This is a genomic window from Janthinobacterium sp. BJB426, from assembly GCF_002735705.1.
Lineage (GTDB): Bacteria > Pseudomonadota > Gammaproteobacteria > Burkholderiales > Burkholderiaceae_D > Janthinobacterium.
Genome location: NZ_PDZL01000001.1, coordinates 335,531 through 351,040, shown reverse-complemented (window position 1 = coordinate 351,040; position 15,510 = coordinate 335,531). Strand labels below are relative to the sequence as shown.

Here is a 15,510-nt window from a genome sequence, read left to right as displayed (position 1 = left end):
CTTGCTCCCGCTCAAGCGTACAGCGGGGCGAACAAATTCTTGCACGTGCTGCTCAACTCACCGTGCAACACCATCTGCTTGGCCGCTTCGATATCCGGCGCGAAGAAGCGGTCGGCGTCGAAGAACGGCACCTTCTGGCGCAACTGCTGGTGTACATGTTCGAGGTGCGGCGAGGTTTTCAGCGGACGGTGGAAATCGATGCCCTGCGCGGCGGCCAGCAGTTCGATGCCGACGATGACGGCCGTGTTGTGCGCCATATCGTCCAGGCGGCGCCCGGCAAACGTGGCCATGCTCACATGGTCTTCCTGGTTGGCCGATGTCGGCAGGCTGTCGACGCTGGCCGGATGCGCGAGCGACTTGTTTTCCGACGCCAGCGCGGCCGCCGTCACGTGGGCGATCATGAAGCCGGAATTGACGCCCGGATCGCGCACGAGGAAGGGCGGCAGGCCGGACAGGGTCGCGTCGATCAGCAGCGCGATGCGGCGCTCGGCCAGCGCGCCGATTTCGGCGATCGCCAGCGCCAGCGTGTCGGCCGCAAAGGCCACCGGCTCGGCGTGGAAGTTCCCTCCCGAGACGATTTCCGCGTGGCCGTTGGGACCGTCCTGGAAGATCAGCGGATTGTCCGTGACGGCGTTGGCTTCGATCAGCAGGGTGCGGCCCACATTGCCGATCAAATCGAGGCAGGCGCCCATGACTTGCGGCTGGCAGCGCAGGCTGTACGGGTCTTGCACGCGCTCGTCGCCTTCCAGGTGCGAGGCGCGGATCGCGCTGTGCGCCACCAGCTGGCGGTACATCTGCGCGGCCAGAATCTGTCCCGGCTGCCCGCGCACGGCATGCACGCGCGCGTCGAACGGCGAGTCGCTGCCCTTGGCCGCGTCGAGCGACAGCGCGCCCGTGACCATGGCCGCTTCCAGCAGGCGCTCGGCCATGAACAAGCCATGCAGCGCCAGCGCGTTCGACACTTGCGTGCCGTTGATCAGCGCCAGGCCCTCTTTCGCTGCCAGCACCACGGGGGCGATGCCCGCCTGCGCCAGCGCTTCGGGCGCCGGCATCAGTTCGCCGTTGACGCGCACGTCGCCCACGCCCAGCATGGCCAGGGTCATGTGCGACAGGGGCGCCAGATCGCCCGAAGCGCCGACGGAACCCTTGGCGGGAATGGCCGGCATGATGCCCGCGTTGTACAGGGCGATCAGGGTGTCGACGATCAGCGGGCGCACGCCGGAATAGCCGCGCGCCAGGCTGCCGATCTTCATCAGCATGATCAGGCGCACGACGGCGTCGGACAGCAGCTCGCCCGTGCCGACGGAGTGCGACAGGATCAGGTTGCGCTGCAATTGCTCGAGTTTTTCATCGGGGATGCGCGTCTTGGCGAGCAGGCCGAAACCCGTGTTGATGCCATACGCCGCATCGCCCTTGGCGACGATGGCTTGCACGGCGGCGGCCGACGCCTCGATGACGGGATAGGCTTCGGCGGCGAGGATCAGTTTGGCCGGTGCGGCCCAGACGGCGCGCAGGTCGCCCAGGGTCATCGCGCCCGGTTTCAGGGTCCAACTTTTGGAGTGCTGTGTCATAGTCATTCGCGTCTAAGTCTCAAGGAAGCATGGGAAGAATCAGGCCGTTGCGCTTGGCGCAGGCGGCCGCTGTTTCGTAGCCGGCATCGGCATGACGCATCACGCCCGAACCGCTGTCGTTGACCAGCACCCTGGCCAGGCGTTTCGCCGCGCTTTCCGTGCCGTCGGCCACGATGACCATGCCCGCATGCTGAGAATACCCCATTCCCACGCCGCCGCCATGGTGCAGCGAGACCCAGGTGGCGCCGCCGGCCGTGTTCAGCATGGCATTCAGCAGCGGCCAGTCGGAAACGGCGTCCGTGCCATCCTTCATGCTTTCCGTCTCGCGGTTCGGGCTGGCGACGGAACCCGTGTCCAGGTGGTCGCGGCCGATGACGATGGGCGCCTTCAGTTCGCCCGTGCGCACCATCTCGTTGAAGGCCAGGCCGGCGATGTGGCGCTCGCCCAGTCCCAGCCAGCAGATGCGCGCCGGCAGGCCCTGGAAGGCGATGCGCTCGCGCGCCATGTCCAGCCAGTGGTGCACCTGCGTGTGGTGCGGGAACAGCTCCTTGATCTTCGCATCCGTTTTATAGATGTCTTCCGGATCCCCCGACAGGGCCACCCAGCGGAACGGGCCACGGCCCTCGCAGAACTGCGGGCGGATGTAGGCGGGCACGAAACCGGGGAAATCGAAGGCATTCTGCACGCCCTGGTCGAACGCCACCTGGCGGATGTTGTTGCCGTAATCGACGGTGTGCACGCCCATGGCGTGGAAATCGAGCATGGCCTGCACGTGGGCGGCGCAGGAGTCGGCGGCCGCCACCGTCAAGCGCGCATGGCGCTGCGGGTCTTGCTGCGCCGCCTTCCAGTCCGACACGCTCCAGCCGCGCGGCAGGTAGCCGTTGACCAGGTCATGCGCGGACGTCTGGTCCGTCACCAGGTCGGGCACCAGGCCGCCCGCTTTCGCGCGGCGCACCAGTTCCGGCAGCACTTCGGCCGCGTTGCCCAGCAAGCCAATGGAAATGGCTTCCTTGCGTTCGGTGTGATATTTGACCAGTTCCAGGGCTTCATCCAGGCTGGCCGCCTGCTTGTCCAGGTAGCGCGTGCGCAGTCGGAAGTCGATACTGCTTTGCTGGCATTCGATATTGAGCGAGACGGCGCCCGCCATGGTGGCGGCCAGCGGCTGCGCGCCGCCCATGCCGCCCAGGCCCGCCGTCAATATCCAGCGCCCGCCCCAGTCGCCGCCGAAATGCTGGCGGCCCGCTTCGGCGAAGGTTTCATACGTGCCCTGCACGATACCCTGCGTGCCGATATAGATCCAGCTGCCGGCCGTCATCTGGCCGTACATGAACAGGCCCTGGCGATCGAGTTCGTTGAAGTGTTCCCAGTTGGCCCATTTCGGCACCAGGTTGGAGTTCGCGATCAGTACGCGCGGCGCGTCCGCGTGGGTCTGGAACACGCCCACCGGCTTGCCGGACTGGATCAGCAAGGTCTGGTCGTCTTCCAGTTCGCGCAGCGAGGCGAGGATCTGGTCGAAACAGGCCCAGTTGCGGGCCGCGCGGCCGATGCCGCCGTAGACGACCAGGTGCTGCGGATTTTCCGCCACTTCCGGGTCCAGGTTATTTTGCAACATGCGGTAGGCCGCCTCGGCCTGCCAACTCTTGCAAGCCATGACCGTACCGCGCGGGGCGCGGATGGTACGGCTGGCATCAAAGCGTGGATCGGTGTCCATTCTGCTGTTCATGCTGTCTCCTCGTAGGGTGCGAGCGGGCGTACTTGGCCCACTACGTGGCCCGCTCTGGTGCTCCCAGCATAGGTTGTCTATACAACCAAGTCAACAGATTTTTGCAAGCGAAAACAGTCTACTTTTTCTCGAACACGCGCTTGCCCGCCACCCACGTCTGCAGCACCTGCGTCTTGCCGATGGCTGCTGGCGCGACGGTAAACAGGTCCTGGTCGACGACGATGAAGTCCGCCCATTTTCCCGCTTCCAGGGTGCCGATGACCTTTTCCTGGTGCGCCGCCCACGCCGCGTCGAGGGTGAAACAGCGCAGCGCCTCCGTCACCGTCATCGCTTGCTGCGGGTACCAGCCGCCGGCCGGGAACCCCTCGCTGTTTTGCCGCGTGACGGCCGCGTGGATGCCTTCGAACGGGTTCGGCGACTCGATGGGGAAGTCCGATCCGCAGGCGATGCGAGAACCTTGCTGGAGGAAGGTGCGCCACGCATACGCGCCCTTGATGCGCTCGTGGCCCACGCGCTGCTCCGCCATGTTCTGGTCGGACGTCGCGTGCGTAGGCTGCATCGATGGCACGATGCCAAGGCTCTTGAAACGGGGGATGTCGCTCAATTGCACCACCTGCGCATGCTCCATGCGGTGGCGCAGGCCCACGCTGCGGTATTGCGCGGTCAAGGCGGCATAGCCGTCGAGAATCTGGTGGTTGCCCGCGTCGCCGATGGCGTGCACATTCACCTGGTAGCCGGCGCGCATGGCTTTTTCCATCTTCGCGCGCATGGCGTCATCTTTGAAGAACAGCAGGCCGCTGGTGGACGGATCGTCACTGTACGGCGCCAGCAGGGCCGCGCCGCGGCTGCCCAGGGCGCCGTCGGACAGCAGTTTCACGGCGCGCAGGGCGTACAGGTCGCGCGCATAACTATTTAAGGGGCCGTTTTTCGACAGCGCGTCAAAGTCTTCCGTCGTGTCGGCAATCATGCCGTACACGCGCACCGTCAGCTTGCCATGGTCCGCGTAGTCGCGGAACAGCCGGTCCTGCATCTGGCCGATGCCCGCATCGTGCACGCTGGTCAGGCCCACCTGCGACAGCTGCGCCAGCGCGCCATCGAGGGCGGCGCGGTTTTCCACGTCGCCGGGCTTGGGCAGCACGGCGTCCATCAAGTCCATGGCATTGTCGACCAGCACGCCGGTGGCATTGCCGTCCGCATCGCGTTCGATCTTGCCGCCCGCCGGATCTGGCGTGGCGCGCGTGATGCCGGCCAGCGCCAGCGCGCGGCTGTTGGCCCAGCCCGCGTGGCCGTCGACCCGGCGCAGCCACACAGGCCGCGCGCTTTCCGCCGCATCGAGTTCCAAAGCCGTGGGAAAACGCCCCAGCTTCCAGATTTCCTGGTTCCAGCCATTGCCGACGACCCAGCTGCGATCCGGATGCGCGCGCGCGAAGTCGCCCACGGCTTGCACGGCGGCCGGCAGCGAGGACGAACCGTACAACATCACGCCGCTGGCGATCGTCCCCAGGCCGAACACGTGGCCGTGCGCGTCGATCAGGCCAGGCAGCACGGTTTTTCCCTGTACGTCGACGTGGGTCGCGCCCTTGGCCGCCTTGCGTTTCACTTGCGCGGCGCTGCCGACGGCGAGCAGTTTGCCAGCGTCGTCAAAGGCCAGCGCCTTGAAGCGCACCACCTTGCCGGCTGCGTTGAGCGTGTAGCCGTTGGCGTTGTCGATGACGGTATCGGCATGGGCGTAGACGTGGGTCAGGGCGCCCAGGCAGGCGAGCGTGAGCAGGGTACGGCGCAAGGGCAGGGTCGGCATTTCCATCTCCAGGTCTTTTAGTGAATGAATGAAAAGACGAGTGTATAGAAATTGGCAAAATGGTCAATCAGGCAGACACAGGCGCGCATGCCTTGCGCCCAGTCAATACCTTCCCGCCGCCGCTGTCCTACGCTGGCGTTTTGTCGCGGAGCTCCCATGGCCAGGCACCATGTCATCAGCACCACCGCGTGCGACGTGTTCTTCAAGCTCATGGCCCACCAGAAGAAAAGCCTGGGCGCGCGCTTCGACAGCATGATCGTCACCTTCAGCGCCGGTGGCCAGCCCGTGCTGGGCGCCACCCTGCGCAACGCGACAAGCGGCTGCGAACTGCACCGCCTGGCCGGCCAGCCCGACGAATGCTGGTGCTGCGGTTATGACGAGCAGCTGGAATTCGTCTCGCAAGCCGACGTGCCGCTGGCGCACGCCGACTACCGGCTCACCTTGAGCAATGGCGAAACGTGGACGGGCACGACGGATGCGAAGGGGCGCACGGGGCGCGTCACCAGCAAGCTTGAGGCGCAAATCATCCAGGCCGAATTCCTGCCGCACGCGGATAAATCACCATGCTGCGCCGCCGCGCCAAAACACGCTGCGCCTGCGGTCAAGGTCATTCAGCTGGAAGGCATCAAGACGACCGACAAGGATGTCGGTTCGTCCGTGAAACAGGTCAAAGTGAAGGACAAGGTTCGCCCGCTGACCAAGGGCGAGATCGACATGGCGTGGATGCTGTTCCAGGATGCGATCGACTACGACAAGGTCAAGGTGCATGGGGAGCCGTATCTATGGTTTGGCTTGCAGCCCAAAAATGTGGCCATGACACCGGATGGGGAGATGTATTTTCATGAGTCGGAATTCCGAAAGGACTTCTCAAAGGAGAAACCAAGGCCAAAAAACTGGTTCATGCATGAAATGGTGCATGTTTGGCAGCATCAATTGAATTATCCAGTAGCGATACGGGGACTTGTCAGGCTAGGTTTGGATTACAAGTATGTGCTACTTCCGAAGAAAAAATTATCAGACTACAACATGGAAGCCCAGGGTGATCTGCTCGCCGACTATCACACATTGAAGTACTTAAAAGATCCAGACGCAATGCGTCAACCTAAATATCAACACTCACTAAAACTTTATGAAGAGGTACTACATGAGTTTTTTAAAGATAGGAGAAGCAAGGCAAATCTGCCTGGCCGTAATGCTGAGCATGAGCCTTTGTTTGACATACCATGACGCTTTCGGCATGTCCCGCATGGCATACGCGAAAGTACAGCTAAAAAATGGCACTCCCTGTTTCTCTATTTCTGAAAAGGAAGAAGCGCGTAACGGGGTTCCGCAGATTAGTGCGGTCGTACTGACAGATGTATCCGTCAAGCCAGCAGTCAAAGTATGGTCTTTTCTTTTACCGGGCGCAGCGACTATTCCTGTGCATGCCAAGTCCTGTCTTCTGTATGGAGTTGCACCAGCAACAGCAGAGGTCAAACCACCCAAAGCCCCGCCACTGAAAACGGGGCGCATGTATGACGTCTTTCTGAACGGTGGGCCAGCCGATCCATCGGACCCTACTCGCGGTTACGTGGGGAAATTTTGCTTAATCACCGGCATCTCCGGGGAGCGAAAAATTCTCCGTATCGACAGCGATAGCCAAGCCTGGATAGATGAAATCTGTCCAGAACATTCGCTCATCAGATAGTGCGAGGGTCGCCATGCCATATCGTCACACGCTGCTATTCCTGCTTGCCACCCTGACGGCTATCGATGCCTCGGCGTGGTCGCGCATCGCTGATGCCCTCATTCACTCTGTCAACGGCATGCCCTGCTTCTCCATTACAAAAAAAGAAGAGGCACGCAATGGCCTGCCATTTCTTGGCGCACTCATGGTTTCTGACATGTCCGTGCAACCGGTAAAGGAAGTATGGGGGTTCTCCCTACCGCCAGACATGCCCTTATCCATCCGTGCCAGCACATGCATCCGCTACGGAAACGTGCCTACCGGTGCGACGGGCATACGCGCTGGAAAGCTGATACCCGGACATTTCTATAGCGTATTCCTGAATGGCCGCCCCAAAGATCCATCCGATCCAACCTATGGCTATCAAGGAAAATTCTGCGTGAAAGCTACGGCTGCTGGCGGTCAGCAAGTCATTCCTATTAGCAGCGACATGCAGGAGTGGCGCACTGAAATCTGTCCATCCCATCTATCACACCCATAATTCGACGTTATTTATCTTCCTCCCCCCGCTTCGCCGGCGCCCTGAACCACTGCTCCGGCGGTACCACATGCGACTCTTTCGGGTCATCGATGTAGTGCGGCGAGGTGATCTGCACGTCGAATTCGTTGAAGACGTCGATGATGTTCTGGTGCAAGCGGTTCAGTACTTCGGCACGCTGGCGGGGGACTTCGGCGCTGGCGTAGGCGACGAGGCGGTATTGCACATAATAATCCTGCAGGGCCAGCTGCATCACGTACGGTTTTGGCGTGGTCGACAGTTCCGGCGTGCGCGAGGCGGCCAGTTCCAGCATGGCGTGCACTTGCCGCCATGGCGTGGCGTAGCCGATGGTGACGGTGGCGTCGAGCACGAAACCGCCGCCGGGCTGGGCGCGCGAATAGTTCTTTGTCGTTTGCGACATCACCCACGCGTTCGGCAAGGCGACCTCTTCGCCCAGGCCCGTGCGCAGGCGCGTCTCGAACATGCCCACGTCGACCACGGTACCCTCGCTGTCGCCCACGCGCACATATTCGCCCTTGCGCAGGGCGCGCGTGTACATCAGGATCAGGCCGCTGGCGCCCTGGCCCACGATGCTCGACGCGCCGATCGACACCATCAGCCCCACCAGCACGGACAGGCCCTGGAAGGCGGCCGTGTGCGAGCCGGGCAGATACGGGTACGCCATGGCCAGCGCGAACAGCCAGATCACCACGCTGGCGATGCGGCGCGTGGGCAGGGCCGTGTCCTTGTCCAGCCAGCCGATTTGCAATTCTCCGCTTTCCACGCGCTTGAACAGCGAGGCGGCCGTGGCGGCGATCAGGCGCGCGATGGCGAAGATGACGCAGACCAGCACCAGTCCCGGCAAGGCGCCGATGATGGCGTGGAAGACATCGGCGGCCACGTCGAACAGATAACCGCTCAGGCTTTCGCCCCAGGAACGCGTGTAGGGCAGGCGGCCCAGCACGAAGGCGGCCCACAGATAAGTGGCCATCAGACGCAAGCCCCACAGCACGGCGCTCAGCAGTTGATAGGCGAAGGCGATGTAGTGCTCCGCGTCGAGCACACGCACGTTTTTCAGGCGCACGTCGCGCAGGCGCGAGGCCAGCAGGATGCCGCTGCGGCGCTTGGCCCAGCGGTAAAAGCGCGTCAAGCCCAGCCACACCAGCCAGAACACGAGGGTGGCGGCAGCGCACACGGCGGCGGCGATCGCCAGGTAGCGCCAGCTGCTCTGCTCGCGATAGTCGAGTACGGCCTTGCTCAACTCGCCGGCCGCCGTTTTCGCCACGCTTTCTGTCGTGTCGCCGGCCAACTGGTTGACGTCGCCGGGCACGACGACGAACAGTTGCACGCCATCGAGCAGCACTTGCGTGCCTTCGGGAATCATGCGCGTGCTCGTCTGCAGGGGGCCATTCTTCGCCAGCACGCCTTCCAGGCGGCGCTGCGCGCCAACGGCGCGTTCATCGGGCGGATAGCCGGCCAGCGCGGCGCGGAAGACAAATACCTTGCGGTTGGCAAACATCAGCGGCGCCGTCCTGGCCGCAAGCTGCAACGGCGCCACGGCGGACGCGGCCTCCGCAACGAGCGCGGGCACGCCCTCGTCCGCATGGGCTGCGGGCAGCAAAAACATGGTCAACAGGCATAACAGGCGGAGCAACGCGGACATGGCAGAAAAGAAAGAGTGACAAGGAGCAGCCATCATGCCATGTAATCCTGGAAACTCAAGCGCCGCAACTACCGTTCAGCTCGCATCATGAAAAATGATGCCCAGGGTATGGCGCAAGCCCGAACGCAAACGCGACACGCCGTGGCGCATGTTCACGCGGTAACTGCCGCGCGTGCCGTTGACGGGACGCTGCGCGACGGGAAAGAGGACGGCGTCGCCCTGCGCCAGCGGCACGACCTCGGCGCGCGACTGCATGCGCGGGCGCTGCTCCGTCAGCACGAACTCGCCGCCCGTGAAATCGTCTTGCGGGCGCGACAGCAGCACGGCCAGTTGCAGCGGAAACACGTGCTCGCCATACAGGTCCTGATGCAGGCAGTTGTAGTCACCCTCGCGGTAGCGCAACAGCAGGGGCGTGGGCCGGTTTTGCCCGGCAGCATGGCAGCGCGCGAGGAAATCGGCGTGGCTGGACGGAAAGCGCGTCTCGATGCCCATGGCGGCGTGCCAGCGGTTGGCGATGACCGCCAAGGGGGAATACAAGCCCGTGCGCAAGGCCGCCACCAGGTCAGGCAGCGGATGGGCGAAATACTGGTATTCGCCCTGTCCAAAACCATGGCGCTGCATCACTACCTTGCTGCGAAAGCGCGACGCATCGTCATACTGCGCCGCCAGCGCCACGCAGGCGTCCGCATCCAGCAAGCCCGGCATGACGGCGCAGCCGTATTGATTGAGATCATCCTCGATCTGCCGCCAGTCCAGCGCCCTCACCGTTCGCCCTCGCGTTCCAGCAGCGCCTGCTTGCGTTCCACGCCCCAGCGGTAGCCGGACAGCGCGCCATCGTTGCGCACCACGCGGTGGCAGGGAATGGCGACGGCCAGCGCGTTCGCCGCGCAGGCGCCGGCCACGGCGCGCGCGCCTTGCGGGGCGCCGATGCGCCGCGCCAGCTCGGCATAGCTGACCGTGCTGCCGGCGGGAATCTCGCGCAAGGCTTGCCACACGCGCTGCTGGAACACCGTGCCACGCACGTCGAGCGGCAAGTCCAGGCCGATAGCGGGCGCCTCGACCAGGCCCACCACTTGCGCCACCGTCTGTTCATACTCGGGCTCGGCACCGCGCAGCTCGGCTTGCGGAAAACGGTCCTGCAAGTCGCGCAGCAGCACTTCCGGGTCGTCATCGATCAGAATCGCGCAAATGCCCTTGTCCGTGCTGGCCACGAGGATGGCACCCAGCGAGCAGGCGCCGATGGCAAAGCGGATCACGGCGCCGCTGCCGCCGGCGCGAAAGGCGCCCGGCGTCATGCCCAGCAAGCCCGGCGTGGCGGCATACAGGCGGCCGCTGGAATTGAAGCCGGACGCATATAGCGTTTCCGTGACGTTGCCCGCGCCCTGCAAGCCAGCCTTCAGGCGCTCGCCGCGCCGCGCCGCCGCGTACGCTTTCGGCGTGATGCCCGTGTGCGCCTTGAAGACGCGGTGAAAGTGAAAGCGGCTCATGCCGGCGGCCCTGGCAAGGCTGTCCAGGTCAGGCAGCTCGTCGCTGGCGTCGATCAAACGGCAGATATCGGCCACGATGGCCGCCTGGCGCTGGGCCAGCGGCGGCAGGTTCGGCTTGCAACGCAGGCAGGGGCGAAAGCCGGCCGCTTCCGCCTGCTCGCAACTGGCGTGGAAAGCCACGTTGCGGCGCAAGGCGGGACGCGCGGCGCAGGATGGCCGGCAATACACGCCCGTCGTGCGCACCGAATAGTAAAAGACGCCGTCAGCGTCGGGCGCGCGCCGCTGCAGGGCATCCCAGCGTTCATCGTCGGTCAGGTAAGCGTGTTCCATGGCAAACTCCGTACAAGTCCATAACAAGTCACCAGCATAACCAGCGCCCATGCGCGCCACACTCCGGCGCTTGCTTTTGAATTCAAAAAGGCTGGCGGCAGGCATCGTGCTCGGTGCTAAAATCGGCCATCGCGCCTCCAGCCGGCGGCGCGCCCTGCCCGTGCCCCGGAGAAACCGCATTGGACGACCACACTACACAAGAAAATACGCCCATTTTCCAGCGCATCAAGGATTTTCTGCTGGCCGGCATCGCCGCCGGACGCTGGAAGGAAGGCGACGTGATTCCCTCCGAGCAAGCATTGGTAAAGCAATTCGGCGTCTCGCGCATGACGGTCAACCGTGCCGTGCGCGAACTGACCAGCGAGCAAGTGTTGACGCGACGCCAGGGTTCCGGCACCTACGTGGCGCAGCAAAAATACCAGGCGACCTTGTTGGAAATCAAGAGTATCGCCGATGAAGTGCGGGCGCGCGGACATATCCACCGCAGCAGCTTGCAATTGCTGGAACGTACCAAGGCGTCCGACCTGCTGGCCAAGCAATTCGGCCTGCCGCCGGAACACCCGCTGTTTCATTCGCTGATCGTGCATTTTGAAAACGGCGTGCCGATCCAGGTGGAAGACCGCTGGGTCAATCCCGAATGCGCGCCCGACTACATGACGCAGGATTTTTCCAGCATTACGCCGAACGAATACCTGATGGCCGCCGCGCCCCTGCAAGGCGCCACCTACAGCATCGAAGCGCTATCGGCGCCGCGCGACATCGCCGAAATGCTGGCCATCGACACCAAACAGCCTTGCCTGGTGCTGCGCCGCCAGACGCGCTCGGGCGGCAAGATCGCCTCGATCGCCACCATGTGGCATCCCGGACACCGCTATCAGTTCGCCGGCAGCTTTACCTAAGAACACCTGGAAAAACCTACTGCGCGTCGCGCTTTGCGGCCTGTGATGCTCGCTGTGCTTCAGCACAGCTGCGCGTCTCGGCCACAAATCGCTGCCACTCGCTACGGTTTTATCAGGTGTTCTACAGATCGCTGGATTCCGTAGCACGATTTCGCGCAAACTTTCTCACGAATTCTCACCAAATCGCGAAAAAAACAGCCATTTCTGGGCGAAAAAAATCCCGTTTTGGCCGTTTCTGAACTTAAATACTCCGAGTAAATATTCGATGCTATAGTTGCCGCCAGAAAGCGCCGCAGGCGTTTATTTGAGCGCGCCTCATGTACTGCCAGCCTAGTCCAATCACGCCCCAGAAAGGGATGCATTTGTCGTATTGCAGCCATACGAGTTTCGGCGCACCACGCCCACGGCGCCCTGCGCTGCGCCGGCTCGCGCGTACGATGCTGGCGGCAGGCATGGTGCTTTCGCTACCGGTGCAGGCGGCGGCGCACGGCATGGCGCCGGCATTGCTGTGGCCGTATGCTGCCGCCAGCGCCACCGCCCTGGCGGGACTGGCTTGCTGGCAAGCCTGGCGCTTGCGCCAGCAGTTGCACCGCCAACCCCAACCCGCGCAGGCCCAGGCCGAACAGGATGCCGTGCAAGCCTTGCGCGGCGCCACCATGGCCGGCTGGACCTGGCGGCGCCAGTCCGACCGGCTGCAGTTCGCGCCCCAGTACCAGGACGTCCTGGGCGACAAGCATGCCAGGCTCGACCATGCACTGGCCGACTGGCTGGCCGAAGTCCACCGCGACGACCGCGCGCGCCTGAGCCTTGCCTTTCGCCAGCATCTGGAGGGCCAGACACCCGGCACCTTCAATTGCGAATTCCGTTTGCGCCACAGCGACGGCCACTGGCGCTGGCTGCTGGCGCGCGGTGCCGTCCTGTCGCGCGCCTCGGATGGCGCCGCCACGCAGGCCAGCGGCATCGTCTGCGATATCAGCGAACGCAAGCAGGACGAGCAATCGCGCATGCGCTCGATGCTGGAAGCGGCGCCCGAAGCCATGCTGGTGGCCGATGTCGAGGGCAAGGTGCATTACGCCAACCAGATCGGCGCGCGCTGTTTCGGCTATCCGCTGGCCGAATTGATTGGCATGTCGCTGGAGCAATTGGTACCGGAAAGCACGACCAGCCACTCCGTGAGCGATCCGCAAGGGCGGCACAGCCTGCCAGGCCGGGTAATGATGGCGCGCCGCCGCGACGGCACGCACTTCCCCGCCAAGGTCAGCCTGTCGCCGCTGCGCATGGCAGGGCAAGTGTTTTCCATCGTCTCGCTGCGCGACATGACGCAACGGCAACGCGCCGAGGAAGCGCTGCACGCCAGTTCGGAACGCTACCGCCTGATCGTGCAGACGGCCGCCGAAGGCATCTGGATGACGGATGCGAGCGGCAAGACCACGTTCGTCAACCCGAAGATGGCGCACATGCTGGGCTACACGGTGCAGGAAATGCTGGGCCGTCCCCTGCTCGACTTCATGGACCGCGACAGCCAGCTGCTGATGCAGCGCCGCCTGGCCAGCCACGGCAGCTTCGCCAGCCAGCCGGACCAGGTCGATTTCCGCTTCTTCCGCAAGGATCAGTCCAGCCTGTGGGGCTTGCTGTCGAGCACCAGCATCCAGTCGGACAATGGCGAACCGGGCGGCACCCTGGCGATGATCACCGACATCACCGAACGGCGCCAGGCGTCGATCGCGCTGTCGAACTCGAGCCAGCGCATGGCCTCCGTGTTCGGCGCCGTGACGAATGGCCTGGTGGTGCAGGACAGCCACGGCCACATCCTGGAAAGCAATGCCGCCGCCGAGCGCATGCTGGCGGCCAGTCCGGCCGGCAACAGCCTGTGGCAAGCCATCCGCGAAGACGGCTCCGCCTTCGACCAGCGCAGCCATCCCGTGCATATCACCCTGTCGACGGGCGAAGCCATGCGCGACGTGCTGATGGGTGTGCAGCAGCCCGACGGCAGCCTGTCGTGGCTATCCGTGAATACCGAGGCCATCCGCGATGAATATGGCAAGGTGGGCATGGTGGTGGCCAGCCTGACGGACATCACGTATCACAAGCGCAGCGAGAGCGCCTTGCGCGAGCTCAATGAACATTTGGAAGAGCGCGTGGCGCAGCGCACGGAGCAGCTGGACCAGGCCAAGCAGGTGGCCGAAGAAGCGAGCCTGGCGAAGGGACAATTCCTGGCCAACATGAGCCATGAAATCCGCACGCCGATGAATGGCGTGATCGGCATGGCCTATCTGGCCCTGAAGACGGACCTGGAGCCGCGCCAGCGCGACTACCTGGAAAAAATCCGCTTTGCCGGCGAGCACTTGCTGGGCATCATCGACGATATTCTCGACATCTCGAAAATCGAGGCGGGCAAGCTGGAAATCGAGCACGTCAACTTCAGTTTCGACCACGTCGTGCAAACCCTGATGACGGTGGTGGCGCCGCGCGCCGCCGGCAAGAACCTGGAACTGCTGTTCGAGATCGACCCGCAATTGCCCGCCGTGCTGGTGGGCGACCCGCTGCGCCTGGGGCAAGTGCTGATCAACTACGCCAATAACGCCATCAAGTTCAGCGAACAGGGCAGCATTACCGTGAAAGTGCGCAGGGTGGTGGCGGACGCGAAACACTGCCTGGTGCGCTTTGAAGTGTGCGACCACGGCATCGGCCTGTCGCAGGATGAAATGAGCAAACTCTTCCAGTCCTTCCAGCAAGCCGACACCTCCACCACGCGCGAATATGGCGGCACGGGCCTGGGCCTGGCCATCTGCAAGCAGCTGGCGCAGCTGATGGGCGGCGACGTGGGCGTCGACAGCCGTCCCGGCGCCGGCAGCACCTTCTGGTTCACGGCCAACCTGGGCATTTCCGACCAGGCCGCGCCCGCCATGCTCGACAGCATGGTGCAGACGGCGGCCGCCATGCGCGCCAGCGCCGACGCGGCCCTGGTGATGCGCACGCTCAAGCATGCGCGCATCCTGCTGGTGGAAGACAATACGTTCAACCAGCAAGTGGCGCTGGAATTGCTGGAGGAAGCGGGCGCCTCCGTCTGCCTGGCCAACAATGGCGAAGAAGCGCTCGACCTGCTGCGCCAGACCCAGTTCGACTGCGTGCTGATGGACGTGCAGATGCCGCTGATGGATGGCTTGCAGGCAACGCGCCACATCCGCGCCGACCCGCAGCTGGCGCACCTGCGCGTGCTGGCCATGACGGCCACGGCCACCAGCGAAGACCGCGTGCGCTGCCTGGAGGCGGGCATGGACGATTTCATTTCCAAGCCCATCCAGCCAGCCATGATGTACCAGACCATCGCCAGCTGGCTGCCGGCGCACGAAACGCCGCCGCCACCGGCGCGCAGCCGCGCCGCGCCCGCCTTCAAGACCACCTTGGCAGGCGACCCGCAAGTGATCGACCTGTCCATCCTGGCCAAATTGCTGGGCTACAACCCGGAAAAAGTGCGCAAGTTCGCCTTCAAGTTCCTGCAGACCACGCAGGATGGCTTTGGCGACATCGATGCGGCCCTGGCGCGCGGCGACGTGCACCAGGTGCGCGAACTGGGGCACCGCATCAAGTCGTCGGCGCGCACCGTGGGCGCCCTGGGGCTGGCCGAGCTGTGCCACAACCTGGAAACCCTGGCGCCGGGCGAACCGGACGACGAAGCAGAGCGGGCACGGCACATCGTCACGCGCCTGTGGCCCCTGCTGGAACAGATTACCGAACAAATCATGAATAACACCAGCTTTGCCAATGACGATTAGCTATCGCCAAATTGGGTTGCGGCAAGGTATCGGCATCGACAGCGATGCATATCAACAGA

The 15,510-nt window shown here is 63.8% G+C and carries 11 protein-coding genes; 5 read left to right on the top strand and 6 right to left on the bottom strand.

The features are described from left to right. Window positions 1-11 precede the first annotated feature (11 nt). The 3 genes from hutH to CSQ93_RS01535 form a co-directional block, all read right to left on the bottom strand. A complete protein-coding gene (hutH, locus tag CSQ93_RS01545; protein WP_099376422.1) occupies window positions 12-1,571 on the bottom strand; it encodes a histidine ammonia-lyase in 1,560 nt (519 codons plus the stop codon). Between the two features lie 19 nt (window positions 1,572-1,590). Beyond that, on the bottom strand, window positions 1,591-3,294 hold the full coding sequence (hutU, locus tag CSQ93_RS01540) for a urocanate hydratase (protein WP_099376421.1): 1,704 nt from the start codon (window positions 3,292-3,294) through the stop codon (window positions 1,591-1,593). Between the two features lie 118 nt (window positions 3,295-3,412). After that, window positions 3,413-5,092, bottom strand: coding sequence for an amidohydrolase (locus CSQ93_RS01535; RefSeq protein WP_099376687.1), 1,680 nt, complete (start codon window positions 5,090-5,092; stop codon window positions 3,413-3,415). Window positions 5,093-5,248: 156 nt separating this feature from the next. On the opposite strand from CSQ93_RS01535, the gene CSQ93_RS29285 reads away from it, so the two are divergent. Genes CSQ93_RS29285 through CSQ93_RS28645 form a run of 3 tightly spaced genes read left to right on the top strand, consistent with a single transcriptional unit; the run spans window position 5,249 to window position 7,299 of the window. Beyond that, window positions 5,249-6,319 carry a hypothetical protein gene (locus tag CSQ93_RS29285; RefSeq protein WP_099376420.1) on the top strand — a complete coding sequence of 357 codons (1,071 nt, stop codon included), beginning with the start codon at window positions 5,249-5,251 and terminating at the stop codon, window positions 6,317-6,319. A gap of 19 nt (window positions 6,320-6,338) precedes the next feature. Further along, on the top strand, window positions 6,339-6,779 hold the full coding sequence (locus CSQ93_RS28650) for a hypothetical protein (protein ID WP_233515988.1): 441 nt from the start codon (window positions 6,339-6,341) through the stop codon (window positions 6,777-6,779). A 13-nt stretch (window positions 6,780-6,792) separates the two neighbouring features. After that, window positions 6,793-7,299, top strand: a complete 507-nt coding sequence (locus CSQ93_RS28645) for a hypothetical protein (RefSeq protein WP_158301072.1) — start codon at window positions 6,793-6,795, stop codon at window positions 7,297-7,299. A gap of 7 nt (window positions 7,300-7,306) precedes the next feature. On the opposite strand, the gene CSQ93_RS01525 is transcribed toward CSQ93_RS28645, so the two are convergent. The 3 genes from CSQ93_RS01525 to ada all read right to left on the bottom strand — a co-directional run bounded on the left by CSQ93_RS01525 (window position 7,307) and on the right by ada (window position 10,776). Next, the gene (locus CSQ93_RS01525) at window positions 7,307-8,923 is read right to left on the bottom strand and encodes a mechanosensitive ion channel family protein (RefSeq protein WP_233515987.1); all 1,617 of its coding nucleotides are present in this window, start codon (window positions 8,921-8,923) and stop codon (window positions 7,307-7,309) included. Window positions 8,924-9,034: 111 nt separating this feature from the next. Next, complete coding sequence (locus CSQ93_RS01520; protein WP_099376686.1) at window positions 9,035-9,664, bottom strand: 2OG-Fe(II) oxygenase; 630 nt, start codon at window positions 9,662-9,664, stop codon at window positions 9,035-9,037. Window positions 9,665-9,720: 56 nt separating this feature from the next. Next, entirely contained in the window at window positions 9,721-10,776 is a 1,056-nt protein-coding gene (gene ada, locus CSQ93_RS01515) for a bifunctional DNA-binding transcriptional regulator/O6-methylguanine-DNA methyltransferase Ada (protein ID WP_099376418.1), read from the bottom strand. A 179-nt stretch (window positions 10,777-10,955) separates the two neighbouring features. On the opposite strand from ada, the gene hutC reads away from it, so the two are divergent. Together hutC and CSQ93_RS01505 are read left to right on the top strand one after the other, a co-directional pair. Continuing rightward, window positions 10,956-11,675, top strand: a complete 720-nt coding sequence (gene hutC, locus CSQ93_RS01510) for a histidine utilization repressor (RefSeq protein ID WP_077408630.1) — start codon at window positions 10,956-10,958, stop codon at window positions 11,673-11,675. A gap of 452 nt (window positions 11,676-12,127) precedes the next feature. Further along, window positions 12,128-15,451, top strand: a complete 3,324-nt coding sequence (locus CSQ93_RS01505) for a PAS domain-containing hybrid sensor histidine kinase/response regulator (RefSeq protein WP_099376685.1) — start codon at window positions 12,128-12,130, stop codon at window positions 15,449-15,451. Window positions 15,452-15,510: the final 59 nt, after the last annotated feature.

Coding starts and splice junctions, on each gene's coding strand:
- CSQ93_RS01520 (WP_099376686.1), bottom strand. CDS start 9,664: ATGCCGGGCTTGCTGGATGCGGACGCCTGCGTGGCGCTGGCGGCGCAG.
- hutU (WP_099376421.1), bottom strand. CDS start 3,294: ATGAACAGCAGAATGGACACCGATCCACGCTTTGATGCCAGCCGTACC.
- CSQ93_RS28650 (WP_233515988.1), top strand. CDS start 6,339: ATGGCATACGCGAAAGTACAGCTAAAAAATGGCACTCCCTGTTTCTCT.
- ada (WP_099376418.1), bottom strand. CDS start 10,776: ATGGAACACGCTTACCTGACCGACGATGAACGCTGGGATGCCCTGCAG.
- CSQ93_RS28645 (WP_158301072.1), top strand. CDS start 6,793: ATGCCATATCGTCACACGCTGCTATTCCTGCTTGCCACCCTGACGGCT.
- hutH (WP_099376422.1), bottom strand. CDS start 1,571: ATGACACAGCACTCCAAAAGTTGGACCCTGAAACCGGGCGCGATGACC.
- CSQ93_RS01535 (WP_099376687.1), bottom strand. CDS start 5,092: ATGCCGACCCTGCCCTTGCGCCGTACCCTGCTCACGCTCGCCTGCCTG.
- CSQ93_RS01505 (WP_099376685.1), top strand. CDS start 12,128: ATGGTGCTTTCGCTACCGGTGCAGGCGGCGGCGCACGGCATGGCGCCG.
- CSQ93_RS01525 (WP_233515987.1), bottom strand. CDS start 8,923: ATGTTTTTGCTGCCCGCAGCCCATGCGGACGAGGGCGTGCCCGCGCTC.
- CSQ93_RS29285 (WP_099376420.1), top strand. CDS start 5,249: ATGGCCAGGCACCATGTCATCAGCACCACCGCGTGCGACGTGTTCTTC.